Origin of the sequence: Candidatus Chryseobacterium colombiense, assembly GCA_029203185.1 — a bacterium.
Taxonomy (GTDB): domain Bacteria; phylum Bacteroidota; class Bacteroidia; order Flavobacteriales; family Weeksellaceae; genus Chryseobacterium; species Chryseobacterium colombiense.
In genome coordinates this window covers 2,828,596-2,847,775 of record CP119310.1, presented here as the reverse complement: position 1 = coordinate 2,847,775, position 19,180 = coordinate 2,828,596, and the positions used below count along the sequence as shown (strand labels likewise).

Genomic DNA, 19,180 nt, shown 5'->3' with positions numbered 1-19,180 from the left:
CAGTATTTATAAGTTAAATTTGTAGTATGAAAAAATATTCTTCTAAGAGGAGTATACAGATACTCGCACACCTTCTTCAACAGTACGGAATTTCAGATATTGTTATCTCGCCGGGGTCCAGAAATGCTCCTTTGGCGATTCATTTTTCAGAAATGGATAATTTCCATTGTTACAGTATTGTAGATGAAAGAAGTGCAGCTTTTGTAGGAATGGGAATGGCAAAGAGTGAGAAAAAACCGGTTGCGATTACCTGTACAAGCGGTTCTGCTGCAGCCAATTATTATCCTGCCATTACAGAAGCTTTTTATCAGAATATCCCATTATTGATTTTAACAGCAGACCGACCGACGGATTTTGTAGATCTTTTTGATGGACAAACCATCAGACAGAACAATATTTTTCATCAGCATTCATACGGAGATTTCCAGCTTTTGGAAGACGGTAAAGAAAATGCAGAAGATCTTAATTTTGAAACGATTAAAAAAGCTATTGAGCTTTGTTTTGAAAAACAAGGACCGGTTCACATTAATATTCCTTTGGAAGAACCATTATATGAGCTGGTTTCTGAACTTCCTGCTTTTCCAACGGTGGAAAAGACAATTAAGCATAAAGAGTATGAGATTCCCTCCAATTTGATTGCAGAATGGAATACTTCCCAAAGGATTATGCTTTTGGTTGGAACAAAAGATTACAGCCCGGAACTAGAAAACCAGCTTACACAATTGGTTAAAAATCATTCTGTAGTGGTATTGAGTGAGGCGAATTCTAATCTGCATCACGAAAAATTCTTTAAACATATTGACCGTTATATTTTTAATTTTACTGAGGAAGATTATAAAACATACGCTCCGGACTTATTGATTACAGTAGGTCAGAATGTTGTATCCAAAAAAGTAAAACAATTTTTAAGAAAAGCACATCCAAAACAACATTGGCATTTGGATGAGGTGTGGCAGCCAGATACTTATTTTTCTTTAACAGAGAAAATTGAAGTAAAACCCGAAGTTTTCTTTGCCAAGCTTTTAAAGTTTGTGAGTCTTGAACCCAGGCCGTATTATAACCTTTGGGATGTTTTAAGAGATAAGAAAGATGCTAAACATGAGTCTTTCCTGAATAAGATTGATTTCTCGGACTTCTATTTCTTTAATAAAGCTTCTCAAACAATTCCCGAGAATTACAATATTCATTTCAGCAACAGTTCGGCCATAAGATACGCACAGCTGTTTGATTTCGGGAAGAGTAAAATTTATTGCAACAGAGGGACCAGCGGAATTGATGGATCTACCTCTACAGCAATGGGATTTGCGATAAAAAATGCCAATCCTACTTTGCTGATTACCGGAGATCTGAGTTTCTTCTATGATATCAATGGTCTTTGGAATCAATATATTCCTCCATTTGTAAGGGTGATTATTTTTAATAATGGAGAAGGAAATATCTTTAAAATTATTCCCGGACCTGGAAATGCAAATCCCAATACATTAGATGAATTTATTGCTACCAAACATCATAAGAATGCAGAGTATTTAGCCAAACATTTTGGTTTTTCTTATATTAAAGTTGAAGATGAACTTACGCTTGACAGAGTAATGGAGAATTTCTTCAAAGCGGATACACAACCAAAAATTCTGGAAGTCAATACGTCCGGAAAAAACAGTGCAGACATTCTAAAAGCTTATTTTGATTTTATGAAATAAGGATAAGACTATCTAAATATAAAAAGCTTCCAAAATTAAATTTTGGAAGCTTTTTTATTTTAAATATCTAAGTATTCTTCATTGTCGGGAAGATTGATAATTCTGTCGATAGGATACACAAACATATCATCAAAGTCATTCAGGGCATTAATCAGCTGGAAATGTGAAAACTGTTTGATGTTTTGCAAAGTAATTTCGGTCTCTTTTATCTTTTTATGTTTTAGTAAATTCTGTCTTTGTACACCGTTCAGAAGATATGTAGAAGGAGTAAACCAGTCTTTTCCTTTTAAAAACAGAATGTTAGAGAAAGAAGTGTCCGTAATATGGTTATTTTTTACGATGATGATCTCTTCAGCTTTAGCTTTCATTTTCATCTTTTCCAACTCCTTTCGGTCTTCAAACTTAAAGGAATAATCATAGCTGTTATTTTCCACCAGCTGAAAATCTGCAATTTCAGGAATAGCATAAGGAATCATCTGTGTACGTATCTTTTTATCGAGATCATACACCAATCTAAGCTTAAAAAGGCCATCTTCATCATGTTCAAGATGATCATATATTTTTTTCAGATCAATAGAGCCTTCTTTTCCAAAATGTGAAAAGGTCTGATTGATCCGTTTTTGATGAAATTCCAGAAGAAAAATTTTCTGATCTTCTACTTTAATGCTCTCAATGAATTGGGACATATATTTTGTTTTTCATTTCCTGATATTCGTCTTCTAATTTACTCATATGCGTTATTCCGCCTCCGCTTTTGAAATAAAGATTTTCACCTTCTTTTTCAATAAAACGTATCATTACACAGCTGTCAAGGTTTTTTCCATCAAACCATCCGCAAACTCCAGTGTAATATCCTCTTTCATATCCTTCCGCATTAAGAATAATTTCTAAAGTTTTGGGTTTGGGAGCACCTAAAATAGAACCGGCAGGAAGGAGTGTTTTCATAATGCTGCCTATCTTTCCATTAAATTCAGGCTTTATAGATCCTGAAATTTCAGAGCTCATGGCAAATAAATCTTTTTGTTGTGTTTTTATAAAATCAATATATTGGAATTTATCCACTTTCACATCGTCTGCAACCATGCTCAGATCATTTCTAAGCAAATCCACTACAGTGTAATGTTCTGCTTTTTCTTTTTTATCATTTTTCAGGATTTCTGCCGCATTATCCAAAGAAGCATCAATCGTTCCTTTCATAGGATAGGTCAGAATTTTTCCATCAATAATCTTTACAAAAGTTTCAGGAGAAAAAAATACAAAAAAATCTTTATAAAAAACCTTGTATTTTGCAGTGGAATGATAAAAAATTTCTTTAAGTGTTAAATTCGTTTCAATTTTGGTTTTTCGGGTATAATTAACGAGATACGAGTTTCCGAAACGAATATTTTTCTGAACTTCATTAAATCCCTTTTCAAAGTTTTCCTGAGTTTCCGGAAAAGATTTCCATTCCACTTTTTTATTAAGCTCTGAAGGACTTTCTGTGTTTGAAAAGTTTTGAAAATCAATAAGTAATCCTGATTTTTTAATATCATCTTCTTTAAAGATTTCTACATTTTCGCCAAGAAAATCGATGATGAAGAAATAAGGAACTTTCTGGAGGGAAAGTTCGTCCATTTCCATAAATTTTTGATGATTCATTGAAAACATTCGACAAAAGTAATTATTGATGTTTACTTTTGCACAAAAATTTTTTGATGCAGAACAAATATCCACAGAAACCGGGAATTGATTTTATTTTGAAGCAGGTTTTTTTCTATTGGAATAAGACATTGGTTTTTCAGCTGATGTTTTCCATTATGTACTTTGGAATCTTTATGACGGTATTTTTTATATGTAATACAAAATATGAAATTATAAGTCAAATGAATGAAGTTTCGAAGTATATGCAGCAAGGAATGAAGATATATATGGAAGAGTTTAATAAAGTGATTGCAACAGAAAACTACCAAAGTTTTTATTTGTGGATGATGGGGACTTCGATTTTTTTATACCCTTTAAATATTGGATTTTACCAAATTTACAGAAAAATAGATCTTAACGAAAAGCCGGAATTGGGAGATTTGTTTGTAGGATATAGTGGGCTTAATTTTTTTAAATATGTTTCATTTTATATCTTTTGGTATTGCGTCTTCAGGTTTACAGCGCCAACAATTATTTTAACTGTAATTTGGGTGATGATTACATTGTTTGCAGCACCATTAATGTTTTTTCAAAACAAGACTATTTTTGAAAGTATAGCTTTGAATTGGAAAGCTTTGAAAATGTATTTCATAGAAATTTTTGTATGTGTTATTGTTGCTTTTCTATTCAAATATGTTGGTTTTGCCGTATTTTTTATCGGAGGATTATTTACTTTTCCGTTTTGGAATGCCATGATCTATTCCCTTTATAAAGCTGTTTTTTCGGATAAAAGTTAAATTTTCAGATACTTAGCCTTTGTTTTATCAAAAAAAATTAAATTTGATAAACCATAAAATATTAACCATGTCTGAATTTAACGAATTTGACCAGCAAGGCTCTGTACCTAATCGTGATACCGGATCTATTATTTCTCATGCTTTCGAAATGTATAAAGGTATTTTTCTATATGCAATTGTAAGTATGATCATCTATGTGATTGCAGACTCAATTCTGGAATCTATTGTAGGATTTAATCTTTGGAGTTTTGGAGAGAATATCAGAGACTCCAACGGAGATTTTTCCAATTACAGGTATCATTATTCACCTGGATTTTCCCTGTATTATTCTTTTTCCGGAGTTTTAGGGGCCCTGTTGTCTCCGATATATGTGGGATTGATTTATATGACCAATAAGTATAACAATAAAGCGACCATAGAATTTTCAGACCTTTTTATAGGCTACAGGCAAAACTTTGTGAATATTCTTATTTATAGTTTAATTACCCATGTTGTACTAAGAATTGCATTGGCTATGTGCGGAATTCCGTTCTTTTTGGTTTTCCCTTTCTTCTTGTTGGGATATCCTATTCTACTTTTTGAAAATGCTTCGGCATTAGATGCAATGGGAAAAGCATATAATATTGCAAAAGACAATTACGGAACGTTCTTTGTAGTTTCACTTTTAGGACTCATATTAAGCTTTTGTGGTCTTTTGGCATGTTGTATTGGAGTGCTTTTAACGGGTGCATTCATGACGACTGTAATGTATTCCGCTTACTGTGCTTATTTGGGAAAACCAAGGCAGATAACGTATAATAAATAATAATGAATAAAGATAAACAGATAAGCAGTATTGCCATAAAGCAGGTTGCCTTACTTGCAATCATTCTAATTTTAGCGGGATTAATTTGCTTTAATCTTGCTCTTTTTATTCCTTCTGTATTGGGCGCGATTACCATTTATGTCGTTTGCCGAAAGTATAATTTCTACCTTCAGGAGGAGAAAAAATGGAAACCCTGGCTTGCTTCTTTGGTGTTAATGCTTGCTAGTTTAATAATCCTCATTCTGCCTATTTATTTTATTGGCGATCTTTTGATCGAAAAATTGGGAAATGCACAGGCTTATATGGATAAGTTTAATGTGTTTCTGGAAAAAATACACTCCTATATTTATTCAAAAGTAGGATTTGATATTTTAAGCAAAGAAAACATGGATAAACTGAAAAGTAATGTAGGACAGTTCTCAACCAAAGCGTTGAGCGGTACTTTCAATACGCTTACAGTGATTATGTCGATGTATTTTATTCTTTACTTTATGCTGGAAAGACCCAGGTTTTTTGAAAGAATAATATCTTCTTCGGCTCCTCTTAAAAGAGCAAATGTATCGTTGATTGGAGAGAAGATGCGAAAACTGATTATCGCAAATGCTATCGGAATTCCGGTTGTTGCAATGGGACAAGGATTAGTAGGTTTGGTAGGATACTTTATTTTTGGTGCGCCAAGTCCTGTTCTGCTTTTTGCTCTCACTGCAGCGGCGTCCATGATCCCGATTGTAGGTGCAGCAATTGTATATGTTCCGATCTGTATTTTTATGATTGCAGAAGGAAATACGGGACAAGGAATCGGATTAGCTATTTATTGTCTTGTCATTGTAGGATTGACTGATAATCTATTGCGATTTACGTTGTTAAAAAAACTAGAAGATATTCATCCTTTAAATACCGTTTTCGGCATTATCATGGGAATGAACCTATTTGGCTTTATGGGCCTTATTTTTGGACCGATTCTGATCTCTTTAACGCTTCTTTTAATCCAGGTATACAGAGATGAATTTTCTGAAGAAAGTACGCCGGAACTTAAACTTCCGGGTGATGAGGAAGAAACAGATAATAAAATTGATATAATAGTATAAAAGTGGAAGGAATAAACCCTGAAATATTAAAAGAAATTTGTGTTGTTAAAATGCCTTTCGGGAAATACGAAGGGACAATTTTAGCAGATTTGCCGATAAGTTATCTCGAATGGTTTTATCGTAAAGGAATGCCAAAAGGAAAACTAGGTATGCAGCTCTCAACGATTTATGAAATTAAACTCAACGGTTTGATGGATCTTTTAATTCCTCTTCGAGGAGGAACTGTAAACTATGATAAGGTAAAGCCAAAAACATTTAAGTTTTAAAAAATAAGTTTCGGCGGCATCGAAGATGCCGCCGAAATCTTTAAATTAAGTTTTTCTAATCTCTCAAAGCGGCAATTTCATCTCTCAGTTTAGCAGCTTTTATAAAATCAAGGTTTTTTGCTGCGGTTTCCATTTCTTTCTGCTTCTGAGTAATGATTTTTTCTACGTCTTCAGAAGTATAAGAGGCCTTCGTTTCTGCAACTTTTTGCAGAATTTCCTTTTGTGTATATTTTTCATCAGGGAAATCTTTGCTTCGGCCTACTAAATTGTCAGAGATTTTTTTATTAAGGGCCTCAGGAACTTTTCCGTGTTCTTCGTTATATTGTATTTGTTTTGCACGACGATATTCCGTCTCATCGAGCGTTGCCTGCATTGATTTTGTGATTTTATCGGCATACATAATGGCTTTACCATTAATATTTCTTGCGGCACGACCAACTGTTTGAATCATTGATCTTCTGCTTCGCAGCATTCCTTCTTTATCCGCATCCAGAATAGCAACCAAAGAAACTTCAGGTAAATCCAACCCTTCTCTCAATAAGTTGACACCAATCAGAACATCAAAAACTCCAAGACGTAAATCTTGCATGATCTGGATACGTTCCAGAGTTTCTACATCAGAATGAATATATCTTGTTCTTATTCCGAATTTTGTAAAATATTTAGTGAGCTCTTCTGCCATTTTCTTCGTTAAAGTAGTCACTAAAACTCTTTCATCAGCATCTGCTCTTTTCTGGATTTCCTCCATTAAATCATCAATTTGGTTTAAGGAAGGTCTTACTTCGATAATAGGGTCTAAAAGTCCGGTTGGTCGGATAATCTGCTCAATATATTCTCCTCCCGTTTTTTCAAGCTCATAATCAGCAGGTGTTGCAGAAACATAGATAACCTGATTTTGCATACCTTCAAACTCCTGGAATTTTAATGGTCGGTTATCCATTGCAGCCGGAAGTCTGAAACCATATTCCACCAAAGATTCTTTTCTGCTTCGGTCGCCTCCGTACATCGCGTGAACCTGTGGAACGGTAACATGGCTCTCGTCAATCACCATTAAGAAATCCTTCGGGAAATAATCAATCAGGCAGAAAGGTCTTGTTCCTGGCTCTCTTCCATCCAGATATCTTGAATAATTTTCAATTCCTGAGCAATAACCTAGCTCTTTAATCATTTCTAAATCAAGTTCGGTTCTTTCCTGTAATCTTTTGGCTTCCAGAGGTTTTTCAACAGAATTAAAGAAATCAACCTGCTTTACCAGATCGTCTTGAATATCGCGAATTGCTCCGTTCAATGTTTCCTTAGAAGTCACGAATAAATTGGCAGGATAAATTTGGATCTGTTCAAAATTGGATGTTACATTCCCTGAAACAGGATCAAAGCTCTGAATCTTTTCAATCTCATCCCCAAAAAACTGAATTCTGATAGCGTTGTCTGCATAAGCAGGGAAAACATCAATCACATCTCCTTTTACGCGAAATGTTCCTCTTTGAAATTCATTTAAGGTTCTCGCATATAATGCACTAACCAATGAGTGGAGTAAAGCGGTTCTGGTTGTTTTCTCCCCCAATTCAAGAGAAATGAGTGATTTATGAAATTCATTCGGGTTTCCGATACCATAAATACAGGAAACTGAAGCAACAATCAAAACGTCTCTTCTTCCGGAAAGTAAACTCGCGGTTGCAGAGAGACGAAGTTTTTCTACTTCTTCATTAATACTTAAATCTTTTTCAATATAAGTTCCGGAGCTGGCAATATAGGCTTCAGGCTGATAATAATCGTAATAACTTACAAAATATTCGACAGCATTTTCAGGGAAAAATTCTTTGAACTCCATAAAAAGCTGAGCCGCCAAAGTTTTATTATGCGCCAAAACCAAGGTTGGCCTTTGAACATTGTTCACAACATTGGCAATGGTAAACGTTTTCCCGGATCCGGTTACTCCTAGCAATGTTTGATATTTCTCACCGATTTCTATTCCATGGGTAAGTTTTTCGATCGCTTTGGGCTGATCTCCGGTTGGCTGATATTCTGACTGAAGTTTGAATTGCATCTAACAAAATTACAAAATAAAACCGTTCTGAAACTTCAGAACGGTTTTTAATCGTCATTTGTATTTATTGTATGTTAAATGAAATGGGTAACCTAAAAGTTGATGGAATAGGATTCCCATTCTCTGTCGCAGGCTTCCATGTTTTATTGCTGACAACTTCTTTCATCGTGCGAACAGCCTCATTGTTGAGAGTTGATGTGTTTCCGTCTGCTTTTATATTTGTGGTTTTGCCATTTTCATCTATCGAGACATAGATATCCGCTTTCATATTACCCCTTTCATCTTTTCCGAAAACTGAGGAGTTAAAGGCATTGCCAAATTGCTTTCTCAGTTCATGATTGCCTCCCGGAAATTCTGCCTGCACGAAATTTTCAATAGGAGCTGTAGGAGGCGCGATGGCTAAATCTGTTACAGTATTATCACCATTTGTGTTTTTAATTTCCTGGAGTTTTGCAGTTACTTTTGTCTTTTTAGGAGTAGTATCTGTCTTCAAGTCATTGGGAAGTCCTTCTTGCTGTACTTTAAAATCTGGATCTTTCTGAGCATGGTAAGATTTTGTCGTATTGTAAGCACTTTGCAATGAATTTGAATTCTTGTTTTCTGTTTCGGGCATATTATTAGCATAAGCCTTTTCTGCAAAAATTAATGTCAAAGCAGTAAATGCTGGAATTGTGAGATACTTTTTTGCTTTTGCAAATTTTGAATTTTTACTTGTCATCATAATAAATCGTTTTTTGGTGTTGTTAAAATTAAATTGGTGAATCAGGTTCAAATCCTGTTGTTTAAGAATTTCTTTTAGGATAAGCTCCTGATAATTTCTGATGTTTTTATTGTTGTAAATTACCTGTTCATCCGCAATAAATTCGTGGTTGGTAACCATTGCCTTTTTATAGAAATAAACAAATGGATTGAACCATAGTAAAATTTTAAGAATCTCTGTAAATAAAACATCTGCAGTATGTTTTTGCTTTACATGAATTTCTTCGTGAAGAAAAATGTTGTTTTCAATGTTACCGTCTTTAAAATAGTCTTTAGAAATATAAATAGTATTCATAAAACTAAAGGGAGGTATATTGTTTTCAAGGACTTTAATTGCCCTGTTTCTATAGATAACTTTACTTCCTTTAAGGCTTTTGATTTTATAAATTGAAAACAGAAGCTTGCAAAGTAAAATTCCTGATATTAAAAGGTAAACCGGGAGAATTAAGGATGCATAATCAAATGTTTGTTCTGAAACAGGAATTTGTGAATATGAAACTGTTTGCAGAATTTTTTCGTCTCCAAAAAGTATTTTTTCTTCAGGTGCCTTTTGCTGTGTTGGTATGATTATAAAAGGAACTGCATAAGAAAATACAAGGGCAAAAATCAGGAAAAAACGATTGAAAACAAAAGTTCTTTCTTTAGCCAGAAACAGATAGTAAAAACCCAGCAGAATTCCTGAACAAATAATGATTTTTAAAATAGTAGTTTCCATTTTTTACTCTTTTATCTGTTGGTCTATTATATCTCGAAGCTCTTTAAGCTCTTTCTGTGTCAGTTTTGAATTGGATGTAAAGAACGAAGCAAACTGTGCAACGGAGCTGTTAAAAAAACGGTCAATCATAGATGTCATTTCCTCTTTGAAGTATTCTCCTTTTGCAACCTTCGGATAATATTCACGGGAGTTACCATACAAAGTAAAGCCTACCAAATCTTTATTCTGCATTCTTTTCAGTAGCGTAGCAACTGTTGTAGGAGCTGGTTTGGGTTCAGGATAGGATTCTAAAATGTCTTTCATAAAAACCTTTTCTTTTTCCCATAAGATTTCCATGAGTATTTTTTCAGAACCTGTAAGTTTTATTTCTTTCATGTTTCTACGTTTTGATATTTGTTTCTACAAATGTAGAATTAAAAATTAATTAGGCAAATTTTTATGGCATTATTTTTCCACTCATTATTGTAACCTCTTAAATATCAATTATGAAAATCTACAATTGTCTTTCAGGAATCCTTTGTGTTGTCATTTTTTTCTCCTCATGTAAAAAGACGACCGCTCAGCAGACACATTCTGACGAAAGCGCTGAAACCCTTGAACCCAATACCTCTTATAAACCTGCTTTTAAAGGACAGACAAGAATAAAAGCTGTAAAAACTAATACTCCATATCAGGTGGAGGTTTTAACTAAAGGTTTAGGTAGACCGTGGGGGATTATCAATTTACCGGATGGTAGATTTTTGATTACCGAAAAAACAGGCTATATGAATGTAGTTTCTGCGGACGGAAAACAAATTTCAAAAATTGAAGGTTTTCCAAAGGTAGATTTAAAAGGGCAGGGTGGAATGCTGGATGTTGCTCTTGATCCGGATTTCAAATCAAATAATACTATTTACTTTAGTTTTTCGGAACCTTTTGGAAAAGGAAATTTGACTTCTGTTGCGAAAGGTATTTTATCTCAGGATTTCAAAACTATTTCAGGAGTCCAGGTGATTTTCCGAGCGGAACCTTCATACGATGGCGACAAACATTACGGAAGTAGACTGGTTTTTGATAAAGATGAAAACCTGTTTGTAAGTACAGGAGAACGCTCAGATAAACAAACGAGAGTGTATGCTCAAAAAACGGATAATTATTTGGGGAAAATCTTAAAAATAACGAAAGACGGTAAACCTGCGCCTGGAAATCCGTTCATTGGTAAAGCTGGCTATAAACCTGAAATCTATGCGTATGGGATTAGAAATCCGCAGGGTTTAGCGATAGATGCCAACGGAAATCTTTGGGATGTGGAAATGGGACCTAGAGGTGGTGACGAAATTAATTTAATTCAGTCTGGGAAAAATTATGGATGGGGTGATGTTACCTATGGAATTGAATACTCCGGTGAAAAAATAAACGGAGGAACGACCCAGAAAGCAGGAACGGAACAGCCTGTTTATTATTGGGATCCTGTAGTTTCACCCAGTGGAGTTGCTTTTTATACGGGGAATATTGATGAGTGGAAAAATAATTTATTCATCGGCTGTCTAAGTGGGGAACATATCAACAGAATCGTGATGAAAAATAATAAAGTGGTCGGTGAAGAGCGATTGCTTTTAGATCAGAAAGAAAGATTCCGTGATGTGTTGAATGGAATGGATGGAAATCTATATGCAGTAACCGACAGCGGGAAATTATATAAAATTTCGAAAAAATAATAATAAAAACTCCCACAGATCTCACAAATTGCAAAGGCTTAAATCTGTGCAATTTGTGAGATCTGTGGGAGAATATATTTAAAAACTATTAATCAGTCTATTCAACCCTTCCGTCAGGATTTCCTGAGAAGTTGAAAAACAGATTCTAACGTGTCCTTCAGCTCCTTTTCCAAACCATCTTTCGGAACCGGGAACAATAGCTACCCTTCCTTGCTGTAAAACATGCTGCGCAAAAGCCTCACTTGACATTCCGTTTTCAATCTTAGGGAAAATCACGAAGGTTGCCTCTGGGAAATTAGGCGTTAAAATTCCCGAATTGCTTAACATGTTGTGTGCGAGATCTCTGTTGTGCTGTAAGTGTGTCAGAAAATCATTGAACCAAGGCTTTGCTTTATCGATGGCTACACTGGCTGCAATTTGTGATAAGGTAGAAACTCCTTCGATGGTTGAGTTGAAGTTTGATTTTTCTGTAAAATCATCCAGAAGATCCTGGTCATTACATAATATAGCTCCAATTCTTAACCCTGCAATTCCGAAAGATTTTGAAAATCCAAAAACCGTAAAGCTTTTCTTTTTGGCCTCTTCAGAAACCGAAGAGTATGTATTGAACTCTTTTTTATCATAAACAATGTCACTCCAGATTTCGTCACTCATTACCCAAAGATCATGAGCTGCAGCAATTTCAGAAATTTTCTTTAAAACCTCCTTGGAATACACTCTTCCCACAGGATTATGTGGATTACAAATGCTGATAAGTTTGGTTTTCGGACCAATTAGAGAAACCAGCATTTCAAAATCAATGTCGCCTGTTTTAGAATCAACCGCACATAGTTTAATATTTCCGCCAACGGCGTCGACCGTTTTTTTGAACAGGAAATCAACCGGATCGAAAATAATGGCTTCATCTCCCGGATTTAGAACATATTTGGCTACCATGAACATTCCCATTGCCGCACTGTTTACCGCTAAAACATTTTCAGGAGTAAAGCTTCCGTTTTTTCCGGTATTAAAATGTTCTGCAACGCTTTTTTTAAACTCAGGAATTCCTGAAAAAGGGCCATAGCTAAGATATCCGTCTTTAATGTATTCAATAATCCCGTTTTCGATTTCCTTTGACATTCTGAAATCCGGATCTGCTGCAGTAAGAGGAATGATTCCGTCTTCCAATGTTGCCCATCTTCCGTTGTAGGCTTTTCTTTTCAGGGCTTCGAAATTAATATCGTTATTTGTAAACATATTATTTATATGAAATGGGTAATGTATTTTTAGGTTGTTCGCTTAAAGGCAAAAGGAATTGATTCAGCAGGGCTCTTCCGTTTTTGATATGAATATCAATTTCCGGTCTTCTTTCTTCTTCATACTTTTGGAATGTTTCCTTAAGATTTTCTCCTTTCAGTAGAAGCTGAGTCAATGTGTAAGAATCTTTCAGTGCAGAAGTTACTCCCTGGCTTGTGAAAGGAATAAGCGGATGTGCGGAATCCCCAATGAAGACTACGTTTTCATGATAGAAAGGATTCAGTTCTTCCAATTCATAGACTCTCCAGATGTGGGCATTTTCATAGCTTGAGCCTTCAATAATAGATGAAATTAAAGGATTCCAGTCTCCGAAATGATCCTGCATGAACTGTTTAATACAATCCGGAGTATAATCTTCATTAATAAAGAATTTACTGATATCAAACTGGCAATACCAAAGGATTTTTGAAGGCGAAAGCTTTAGGACACCGAAAGTAAGTCCTCCGTTTTCATGGTGGAATTTCAGGAAGTTACTTTCAATCTGGCTGGCTAATTCTTCGTTTTCAATAATGTTTACGACTTCATTTTCAAGAACGGCTTTCATTGTTTCGTGCTCGAAAATGGTTCTTCTGATTCTGCTTCTTGATCCGTCGGAAGCGACTACAATATCCGTTTCTAATGGAATATTTTCGTCAAGGGTGATGTCTGCTTTTCCATTTGAAAATCCATTTAAGGCAACTGTTGTATTGTAAGAAATCTTTTCTGAGGGAATGCCTTTAGCCAGGATTTCGATCAATGCACTTCTGGAAACCACAAATACATCATCAAGTTCTTTTTCTGAAATGATTTCTCCGTCTTGGCTGTAATGAAGGTATTTTTTAAGGAAACTTCCTTTTTTATAAAGATCGTCAATATTAATTATACTTGAGAGGTGCTCTATTCCTTCTTTTGGAAGAATAAATCCGTGTCCTTTCAGATCATTTGGGGTTCTTCTTTCATAGATATGATAGTCAATATTATTCTTCTCTAAATAATTGGCCATACTCAATCCGGAAACTCCGGCTCCTATGATTGCAACTTTGCTCATCCTTTTAATTTAAATCGTATTGTTAGTTTTATTTGTAAAATCTGTAATGGTATGAATCGATAAAATTATATAAACTGTAATCAATATTTAAATCCCACAGCTTATTTCTTTTAGTCGATGCTAGAAATGTTTCCTTTATTGAATGTAATATCAAAAGAAACCGCGTAATAGTTACGGGTTATATTATTTTAAGAAGGTTATTCCGGAGCCTTAAAAACATTATCGTCAGAATGGAATCCCGCAACACCACCGCTTACTGCAAATTTCATGGCAGAAGCTGCAGTCATACCTACTACAGGTTTTATATTTTTTTCTTCAGTTACAATCACCCAGCCGGAAATTGCATAGGAATGAGGGAGATAAACGGCAACATAGTTGTGTTTGTCTACATCTGCCATTTCTTTCTGTGTTAAAAAACCGATTCTCCATATTTCAGGATTTTCGTTGGTTTTTACCCAAACAGGATCGTTGAATTTTTTGGTGTCCCCTACAAACGAAGACATCACGTCTTTGGTCGGCGAGTAAATATGTTTTATCCCAGGTGTTTTTTCCAAAAGCCGGTCTATCGCATCTACAAAAAATCTTCCTACCACAAATTTGTTTCCCAAGTAGCCGAGCAATGCAGTACTCAGCAATAAGGAAATAAAAACGATTCCCGGGGCTTCTTTAGAAATCGAAGGAATGATATTATCTATGGAAGTGACAATATACCAGATAACAAAAACCGTAAGACCGATAGGTCCGATAATAAGCAATCCCTGAAAAAAATTCTTCAGGAAATAGCTCATAAGATTTTCAAAAGTCGGTTTTTTCAAAATTTATTTTTTATCCGTGGATGCTTTCTTTGTTTCCGTATGACTGGATGATTTTGGCTTCATATTCCAGCCATTCCTCCCAGCGTTGATTTACTTTTTCAGGATCTCCAAGCTGCCTTGCAAATCCGATAAATGTGGTATAATGATTAGCTTCTGAAATCATTAAATCTCTGTAGAACGTTTTCAGTTCTTCGTCTTTGATGTTTTCTGTTAACACTTTAAATCTTTCACAGCTTCTTGCTTCAATCATCGCGGCGAAAAGCATTTTATCAACAATCAGATCATCTCTGTTACCGCCTTTCTGAATGAAATTGACAAGCTCATTGACATAGTCATCTTTTCTGGTACGTCCGAAAGTATAGCCACGTTTTTTGATGATCTCATGAACCTGATTGAAATGCTCTAATTCTTCCTGAGCAATGGCCAAAAGTTCAGTCACAATTTCCGGATATTCCGGAAGCATGGTAATAAGCCCGATAGCATTGGTGGCAGCTTTTTGCTCACACCACGCATGGTCGGTTAAAATTTCCTGAAGGTTTCCTTCTGCAATATTTGCCCACCTTGGATCGGTAGGAAGTTTCAGCTTAAACATGACTTAAAAAATTTTTGTAAAATTAAAATAATTTGCAATAAGAATATTATTTTATTTCAAATTGACTGTTAGGAAGATGGAATGGCAGTTTTCTTTCTAAGAAATTCCAGAATTTTCCATCCGAAACTATCAAATTTCTTTAATCCGGCCGCAATAATGAATGCTAAAATGGCATTCACCATATAAATAAGAACCATTAAAATCCACCACGGCATATTTTCTTTTAACGGAACGACTAAGAAATAAACTAAAGATGAACTTATTCCCTGGGCAAAATAAAAGAAGATTGCATTTTTACCGATGTAGGTGACGAAGCTTTCTTTAGAAATTTTAAGTCTGTTGTAAAAAACAAATAGTGTGGTAAGAGAAAATAAAGTCCAGATAATATAGATAATTGTAGGAGGGAACTTATTTTTATTGATTTTATAGAAAACGTCTTTTCCGTAATAAGAAAACAGCCAAATTAAAGCTAACGCAACCAAACCATACAATACCGGAATTAATTTAGTCGGGATTTTTTTACCTTTCATTTGATGAGCCACCAGAAAGACAGTCATATAAAATGCAACATATCCTACCTGTCCTGAAGGATAATAGTCGGGGAAAACATTGAAAATTAATGTTAGTGCAATGCATAGTCCGATGAACCAATTGATGTGTTTCGGGAAAAATTTTAAAATTAATACACCAAAAACACTTAATATAAAATAGACTTTAAGATACCAGAAACTTCCCATCACGACAGGAAATGTATCTGCATTGGTGTATTGGTGAAGGTACCAGTTTCCTAGATTCTGCCATTGTGGTTGTGCCGAAATATCTATTGCAGCATATTTTGACCCGAAAGTGGAGTAGAAGTTTTGCAACCATTCGAGAGAGAAAAAAGCAAGTCCGAAAACTTTAAAAAGATAATCTAAAAAGAAAAGTAGCGTTACAAAGATCATATAAGTGATCTGTAATTTTAAAAGTCTGTAAAATGTTTTTTCTATGTTTGAACCTGAGGTAATTCCGCTTAAAGCATAAAATAAGGCGACATCAAAAACCAATGAGAAAACTCTCACTTCCGGAGCTATATAAAACTGGCCGGACCAAAATGCGGTATGAATAAAGATAATGGAAAGTGTCGCCAATCCTTTTGCGAAATCTATATAAAGGTCTCTGTTCATGATGATTTAATCTGAGTTCAAAAGTAAATAAACTTTACGAATTTTTTTGACAAAGAAAAAGAGACAGGAATAATGCCTGCCTCTTAAGAAAGAGATATTTCAAAAGGATATTTATTTTAAATTTTTAAATTCTTCTGCAGAAATTTCTCCATTCTGAATTTGTTTCAACTCTTCCAGATATTGCTTCATATAATTATCAAGCTCCGGATATTGGGAATTTTTTGCCATTTTATACGTTCCGTTCAAAACGCCCTGATAATAATAAAAGAAGTTATAATCAAAAGCCGAAGCGGTAAGATCATACTGGCCCAGCAAGAATCCCAAACGAACCGCAGATCTTCTTTGTGGTGGCGTTCCGTGATGTCCTGCACTTGTGGTTTGATAATCTCCGATGCTTTGTGCAAATTCGTAAGCCGCTGCAATTTGTGCAAAACTGGTTTGATTGTAGCCGTTGGGTCTTCTTAGATAATATCCGGCAAAGCCATCGGCTTCCAGTTCATTTGGTCTTGCAGTAGACTCACTTACTGAAGGCAATCCGAATATGTACTGCAATTGATGACCATATTCGTGGGCCAGAATCATTGCGTTAACAATATTTCCGCCTTTGTTTTTTGCATCCGCATAAATGGCATAGCCGTAATAAATCTTTCCTGTGGAATAGGAAATTGCATTGTATGTTGAATTCGGATTGGAAGGGTCATTTACAAATCTCAATGTCGGAGCGGTTCTTCCCCACATGCCAGCAATTGTGGTCATCTGAGAATTCATAAAATTAGTGTCTGCGGAATTGGGCAATGTTGTTGTGAGAACTGCAGACGAACTCCAGTATTGGTCTACATAATAACAGACTTTTTCCAGTTCGTTCGGTTGGTCGATCTTTAAGTTTTCTGCTTGCTGTTCCTGTTGAACAGGAGTTTCCAGAGTGTCGTCGTTACATGCTGATAATGAGAGTGCAGCAATTGCTCCCAATACTATTGGGAAATGGAAGTTTTTTTTCATATATATAAATATTTTGGTGTAAACGAAGTTATTAATTTAAACGGAAAATATTATCACTTTATTGTGAAAAATTATTCAAAACATAGTTAAAAAATTATTCAAAAAAAGATTGGATTGAATTTGAGCGAATTAGAAAATATTTCTTATATTTGCACCTCGAAATAACTAAAAATTTATAAACAATGTTTGCAATTGTAGAAATAGCAGGGCTTCAATACAAAGTTGAGCAAGACCAAAAGTTGTTTGTGAACCGTTTAGCAGGAGACAAAGGAGGTAAAGTATCTTTCGATAAAGTACTTCTTACTGTAAACGGAGCAATCACAGTAGGCGCCCCAGCTGTAAGCGGAATCACTGTAGAAGCAGAGATCCTTGATCATGTAAAAGCTGATAAAGTAATCGTTTTCAAAAAGAAAAGAAGAAAAGGTTACAAAGTGAAAAATGGTCACAGACAGTCATTAACTCAGATCAAAATCACTGGTATTACAGGATTTGACGGAGCTAAGAAAGAAACGAAAGCTAAAAAAGCTCCTAAGACTGAGGAGGTTAGCGCAGAATAATTGTTAAACCACACAAAACCTTAAAATAAAATGGCACATAAGAAAGGAGTTGGTAGTTCCAAAAACGGTAGAGAATCTCACTCTAAAAGATTAGGTGTAAAGATTTTCGGAGGTCAGGAAGCTATTGCTGGAAATATTATTGTTAGACAAAGAGGTACTCAACACCACCCAGGTGCAAACGTAGGGATCGGTAAAGACCATACTTTGTTCGCTTTAGTAGACGGTAAAGTAGTTTTCACTAAGAAAGCAAACAACAGATCTTTTGTATCTGTAGAAGCAAACGCATAATTTAAGCGTTTCATAAAAATAAAATCCTCAACAATTTGTTGAGGATTTTTTTATTTATAAAATATGTTTATTTTTTTATAAACTTGGAAGTGCTAATGGTTCCATCGGAATACTGTACGGTTATGAAGTAGATTCCGGATTTTAATTGATGGACTGAAATCTGGTTCTTAGAGTAATTACTCTCTGTTTTCACAAGCTTTCCGGATGTGTCATAGATTTTTATACCTGTAATTTCTTCTTTGGAGTTGATGTTTAAGATATCGCTTGTGGGATTAGGTGAAATTTTTAATTCTAAAGGCATTTTGTTTACTTCAGAAACTGCCAGGTTGCCTGCACTTACTTTTAAATTATCAACATCCAGACTGTAGCCGTATTTTGCAACACCTTCTAAAGCAATCTGGTATGTGGATGAAGGGTTGGGGAGGGCAACAGATCCGGAATTCGTCCAGGAAGAAATGTTGGAGTTAAACGAAGTTATTTGCGTCCAGGATCCGGTAGCTGAAGTCCGATAGTAAATATTTAAGATGTTCTGGTCGGTTCCCCAAAGCATATTTCTGTAGTAGAAATCTAAAGTGGGATTAGCGACTGAAGATAGGTTCATTACCGGGCTGATAAATCTTGCTATAGCATCTCTTGTGTGTGATCTGGTATCAAATACGGCCATTTTAGAGCCTTGATATGCTCCTGTTGCTCCATAGTATCCGACGCTTGTTGTGGTTTGTATTGCCCAAAAAAGACCACTCGGTACAGAAGTGTTGGTTCCTGCAATATACTGACAGGTCCATTGGGAGGACGTCGGAGAAGAATCTTCAAAGGTTTCTGTCCAGGGATAGCTGGTCACTTGTGCACTGGTAAGCGCAGCGGTAAAAATTAAGGAGTAAAGTAATTTGTTCATAATCAATATTTTATTTGTTCTAATTTATGAATTTTCATTGAATTGAAACAAATG

At 35.2% G+C, this 19,180-nt stretch carries 20 protein-coding genes; 8 read left to right on the top strand and 12 right to left on the bottom strand.

All coding sequences use genetic code 11. The features are described from left to right. Nucleotides 1-26: 26 nt before the first annotated feature. Nucleotides 27-1,697, top strand: a complete 1,671-nt coding sequence (gene menD / locus P0Y62_12745; protein ID WEK68715.1) for a 2-succinyl-5-enolpyruvyl-6-hydroxy-3-cyclohexene-1-carboxylic-acid synthase — start codon at nucleotides 27-29, stop codon at nucleotides 1,695-1,697. A gap of 59 nt (nucleotides 1,698-1,756) precedes the next feature. Here the strand turns inward: menD and P0Y62_12740 are convergent, their stop codons facing one another. Both P0Y62_12740 and P0Y62_12735 read right to left on the bottom strand, forming a co-directional pair. After that, the gene (locus P0Y62_12740; GenBank protein ID WEK68714.1) at nucleotides 1,757-2,383 is read right to left on the bottom strand and encodes an aminotransferase class IV; all 627 of its coding nucleotides are present in this window, start codon (nucleotides 2,381-2,383) and stop codon (nucleotides 1,757-1,759) included. Next, complete coding sequence (locus tag P0Y62_12735; GenBank protein ID WEK68713.1) at nucleotides 2,367-3,344, bottom strand: aminodeoxychorismate synthase component I; 978 nt, start codon at nucleotides 3,342-3,344, stop codon at nucleotides 2,367-2,369. Before P0Y62_12735 ends, P0Y62_12740 begins: the two co-directional genes overlap by 17 nt. A gap of 47 nt (nucleotides 3,345-3,391) precedes the next feature. Here P0Y62_12735 and P0Y62_12730 point away from each other — a divergent pair, with 47 nt between their 5' ends. The 4 genes from P0Y62_12730 to P0Y62_12715 all read left to right on the top strand — a co-directional run bounded on the left by P0Y62_12730 (nucleotide 3,392) and on the right by P0Y62_12715 (nucleotide 6,273). Further along, on the top strand, nucleotides 3,392-4,114 hold the full coding sequence (locus P0Y62_12730) for a hypothetical protein (protein ID WEK68712.1): 723 nt from the start codon (nucleotides 3,392-3,394) through the stop codon (nucleotides 4,112-4,114). Between the two features lie 67 nt (nucleotides 4,115-4,181). Then, nucleotides 4,182-4,919 carry a beta-carotene 15,15'-monooxygenase gene (locus tag P0Y62_12725; protein ID WEK68711.1) on the top strand — a complete coding sequence of 246 codons (738 nt, stop codon included), beginning with the start codon at nucleotides 4,182-4,184 and terminating at the stop codon, nucleotides 4,917-4,919. Between the two features lie 2 nt (nucleotides 4,920-4,921). Then, nucleotides 4,922-6,007: an AI-2E family transporter gene (locus tag P0Y62_12720; GenBank protein ID WEK68710.1), complete on the top strand. Its 1,086-nt coding sequence runs from the start codon at nucleotides 4,922-4,924 to the stop codon at nucleotides 6,005-6,007. 11 nt (nucleotides 6,008-6,018) lie between these two features. Continuing rightward, nucleotides 6,019-6,273 (top strand): DUF3820 family protein, encoded by a 255-nt coding sequence (locus tag P0Y62_12715; GenBank protein WEK71806.1) that lies wholly within the window; start codon nucleotides 6,019-6,021, stop codon nucleotides 6,271-6,273. A gap of 55 nt (nucleotides 6,274-6,328) precedes the next feature. Here P0Y62_12715 and uvrB read toward each other — a convergent pair whose 3' ends face one another. The 3 genes from uvrB to P0Y62_12700 all read right to left on the bottom strand — a co-directional run bounded on the left by uvrB (nucleotide 6,329) and on the right by P0Y62_12700 (nucleotide 10,169). Continuing rightward, complete coding sequence (gene uvrB, locus P0Y62_12710) at nucleotides 6,329-8,320, bottom strand: excinuclease ABC subunit UvrB (GenBank protein WEK68709.1); 1,992 nt, start codon at nucleotides 8,318-8,320, stop codon at nucleotides 6,329-6,331. Between the two features lie 64 nt (nucleotides 8,321-8,384). After that, the gene (locus tag P0Y62_12705) at nucleotides 8,385-9,794 is read right to left on the bottom strand and encodes a M56 family metallopeptidase (protein WEK68708.1); all 1,410 of its coding nucleotides are present in this window, start codon (nucleotides 9,792-9,794) and stop codon (nucleotides 8,385-8,387) included. 3 nt (nucleotides 9,795-9,797) lie between these two features. Further along, nucleotides 9,798-10,169: a BlaI/MecI/CopY family transcriptional regulator gene (locus tag P0Y62_12700; GenBank protein ID WEK68707.1), complete on the bottom strand. Its 372-nt coding sequence runs from the start codon at nucleotides 10,167-10,169 to the stop codon at nucleotides 9,798-9,800. A gap of 110 nt (nucleotides 10,170-10,279) precedes the next feature. Here P0Y62_12700 and P0Y62_12695 point away from each other — a divergent pair, with 110 nt between their 5' ends. After that, nucleotides 10,280-11,491: a PQQ-dependent sugar dehydrogenase gene (locus P0Y62_12695; protein WEK68706.1), complete on the top strand. Its 1,212-nt coding sequence runs from the start codon at nucleotides 10,280-10,282 to the stop codon at nucleotides 11,489-11,491. Nucleotides 11,492-11,569: 78 nt separating this feature from the next. Here the strand turns inward: P0Y62_12695 and P0Y62_12690 are convergent, their stop codons facing one another. The 6 genes from P0Y62_12690 to P0Y62_12665 all read right to left on the bottom strand — a co-directional run bounded on the left by P0Y62_12690 (nucleotide 11,570) and on the right by P0Y62_12665 (nucleotide 17,386). Then, nucleotides 11,570-12,727: a pyridoxal phosphate-dependent aminotransferase gene (locus P0Y62_12690; GenBank protein ID WEK68705.1), complete on the bottom strand. Its 1,158-nt coding sequence runs from the start codon at nucleotides 12,725-12,727 to the stop codon at nucleotides 11,570-11,572. Between the two features lies 1 nt (nucleotide 12,728). Further along, complete coding sequence (locus P0Y62_12685; GenBank protein ID WEK68704.1) at nucleotides 12,729-13,814, bottom strand: NAD(P)/FAD-dependent oxidoreductase; 1,086 nt, start codon at nucleotides 13,812-13,814, stop codon at nucleotides 12,729-12,731. 197 nt (nucleotides 13,815-14,011) lie between these two features. Then, nucleotides 14,012-14,629, bottom strand: a complete 618-nt coding sequence (locus P0Y62_12680; GenBank protein ID WEK68703.1) for a DUF502 domain-containing protein — start codon at nucleotides 14,627-14,629, stop codon at nucleotides 14,012-14,014. Between the two features lie 10 nt (nucleotides 14,630-14,639). Then, entirely contained in the window at nucleotides 14,640-15,221 is a 582-nt protein-coding gene (locus P0Y62_12675; GenBank protein WEK68702.1) for a tRNA-(ms[2]io[6]A)-hydroxylase, read from the bottom strand. A gap of 68 nt (nucleotides 15,222-15,289) precedes the next feature. Beyond that, on the bottom strand, nucleotides 15,290-16,387 hold the full coding sequence (locus tag P0Y62_12670; GenBank protein ID WEK68701.1) for an acyltransferase family protein: 1,098 nt from the start codon (nucleotides 16,385-16,387) through the stop codon (nucleotides 15,290-15,292). A 111-nt stretch (nucleotides 16,388-16,498) separates the two neighbouring features. Next, on the bottom strand, nucleotides 16,499-17,386 hold the full coding sequence (locus tag P0Y62_12665; protein ID WEK68700.1) for a metalloprotease: 888 nt from the start codon (nucleotides 17,384-17,386) through the stop codon (nucleotides 16,499-16,501). A 182-nt stretch (nucleotides 17,387-17,568) separates the two neighbouring features. Between P0Y62_12665 and rplU the strand changes: the two genes are divergently transcribed. Together rplU and rpmA are read left to right on the top strand one after the other, a co-directional pair. Then, nucleotides 17,569-17,943: a 50S ribosomal protein L21 gene (gene rplU, locus P0Y62_12660; protein ID WEK68699.1), complete on the top strand. Its 375-nt coding sequence runs from the start codon at nucleotides 17,569-17,571 to the stop codon at nucleotides 17,941-17,943. Between the two features lie 30 nt (nucleotides 17,944-17,973). After that, nucleotides 17,974-18,231, top strand: a complete 258-nt coding sequence (rpmA, locus tag P0Y62_12655) for a 50S ribosomal protein L27 (GenBank protein ID WEK68698.1) — start codon at nucleotides 17,974-17,976, stop codon at nucleotides 18,229-18,231. Nucleotides 18,232-18,298: 67 nt separating this feature from the next. Here rpmA and P0Y62_12650 read toward each other — a convergent pair whose 3' ends face one another. Next, nucleotides 18,299-19,126 (bottom strand): T9SS type A sorting domain-containing protein, encoded by an 828-nt coding sequence (locus tag P0Y62_12650; GenBank protein ID WEK68697.1) that lies wholly within the window; start codon nucleotides 19,124-19,126, stop codon nucleotides 18,299-18,301. Nucleotides 19,127-19,180 lie beyond the last annotated feature (54 nt).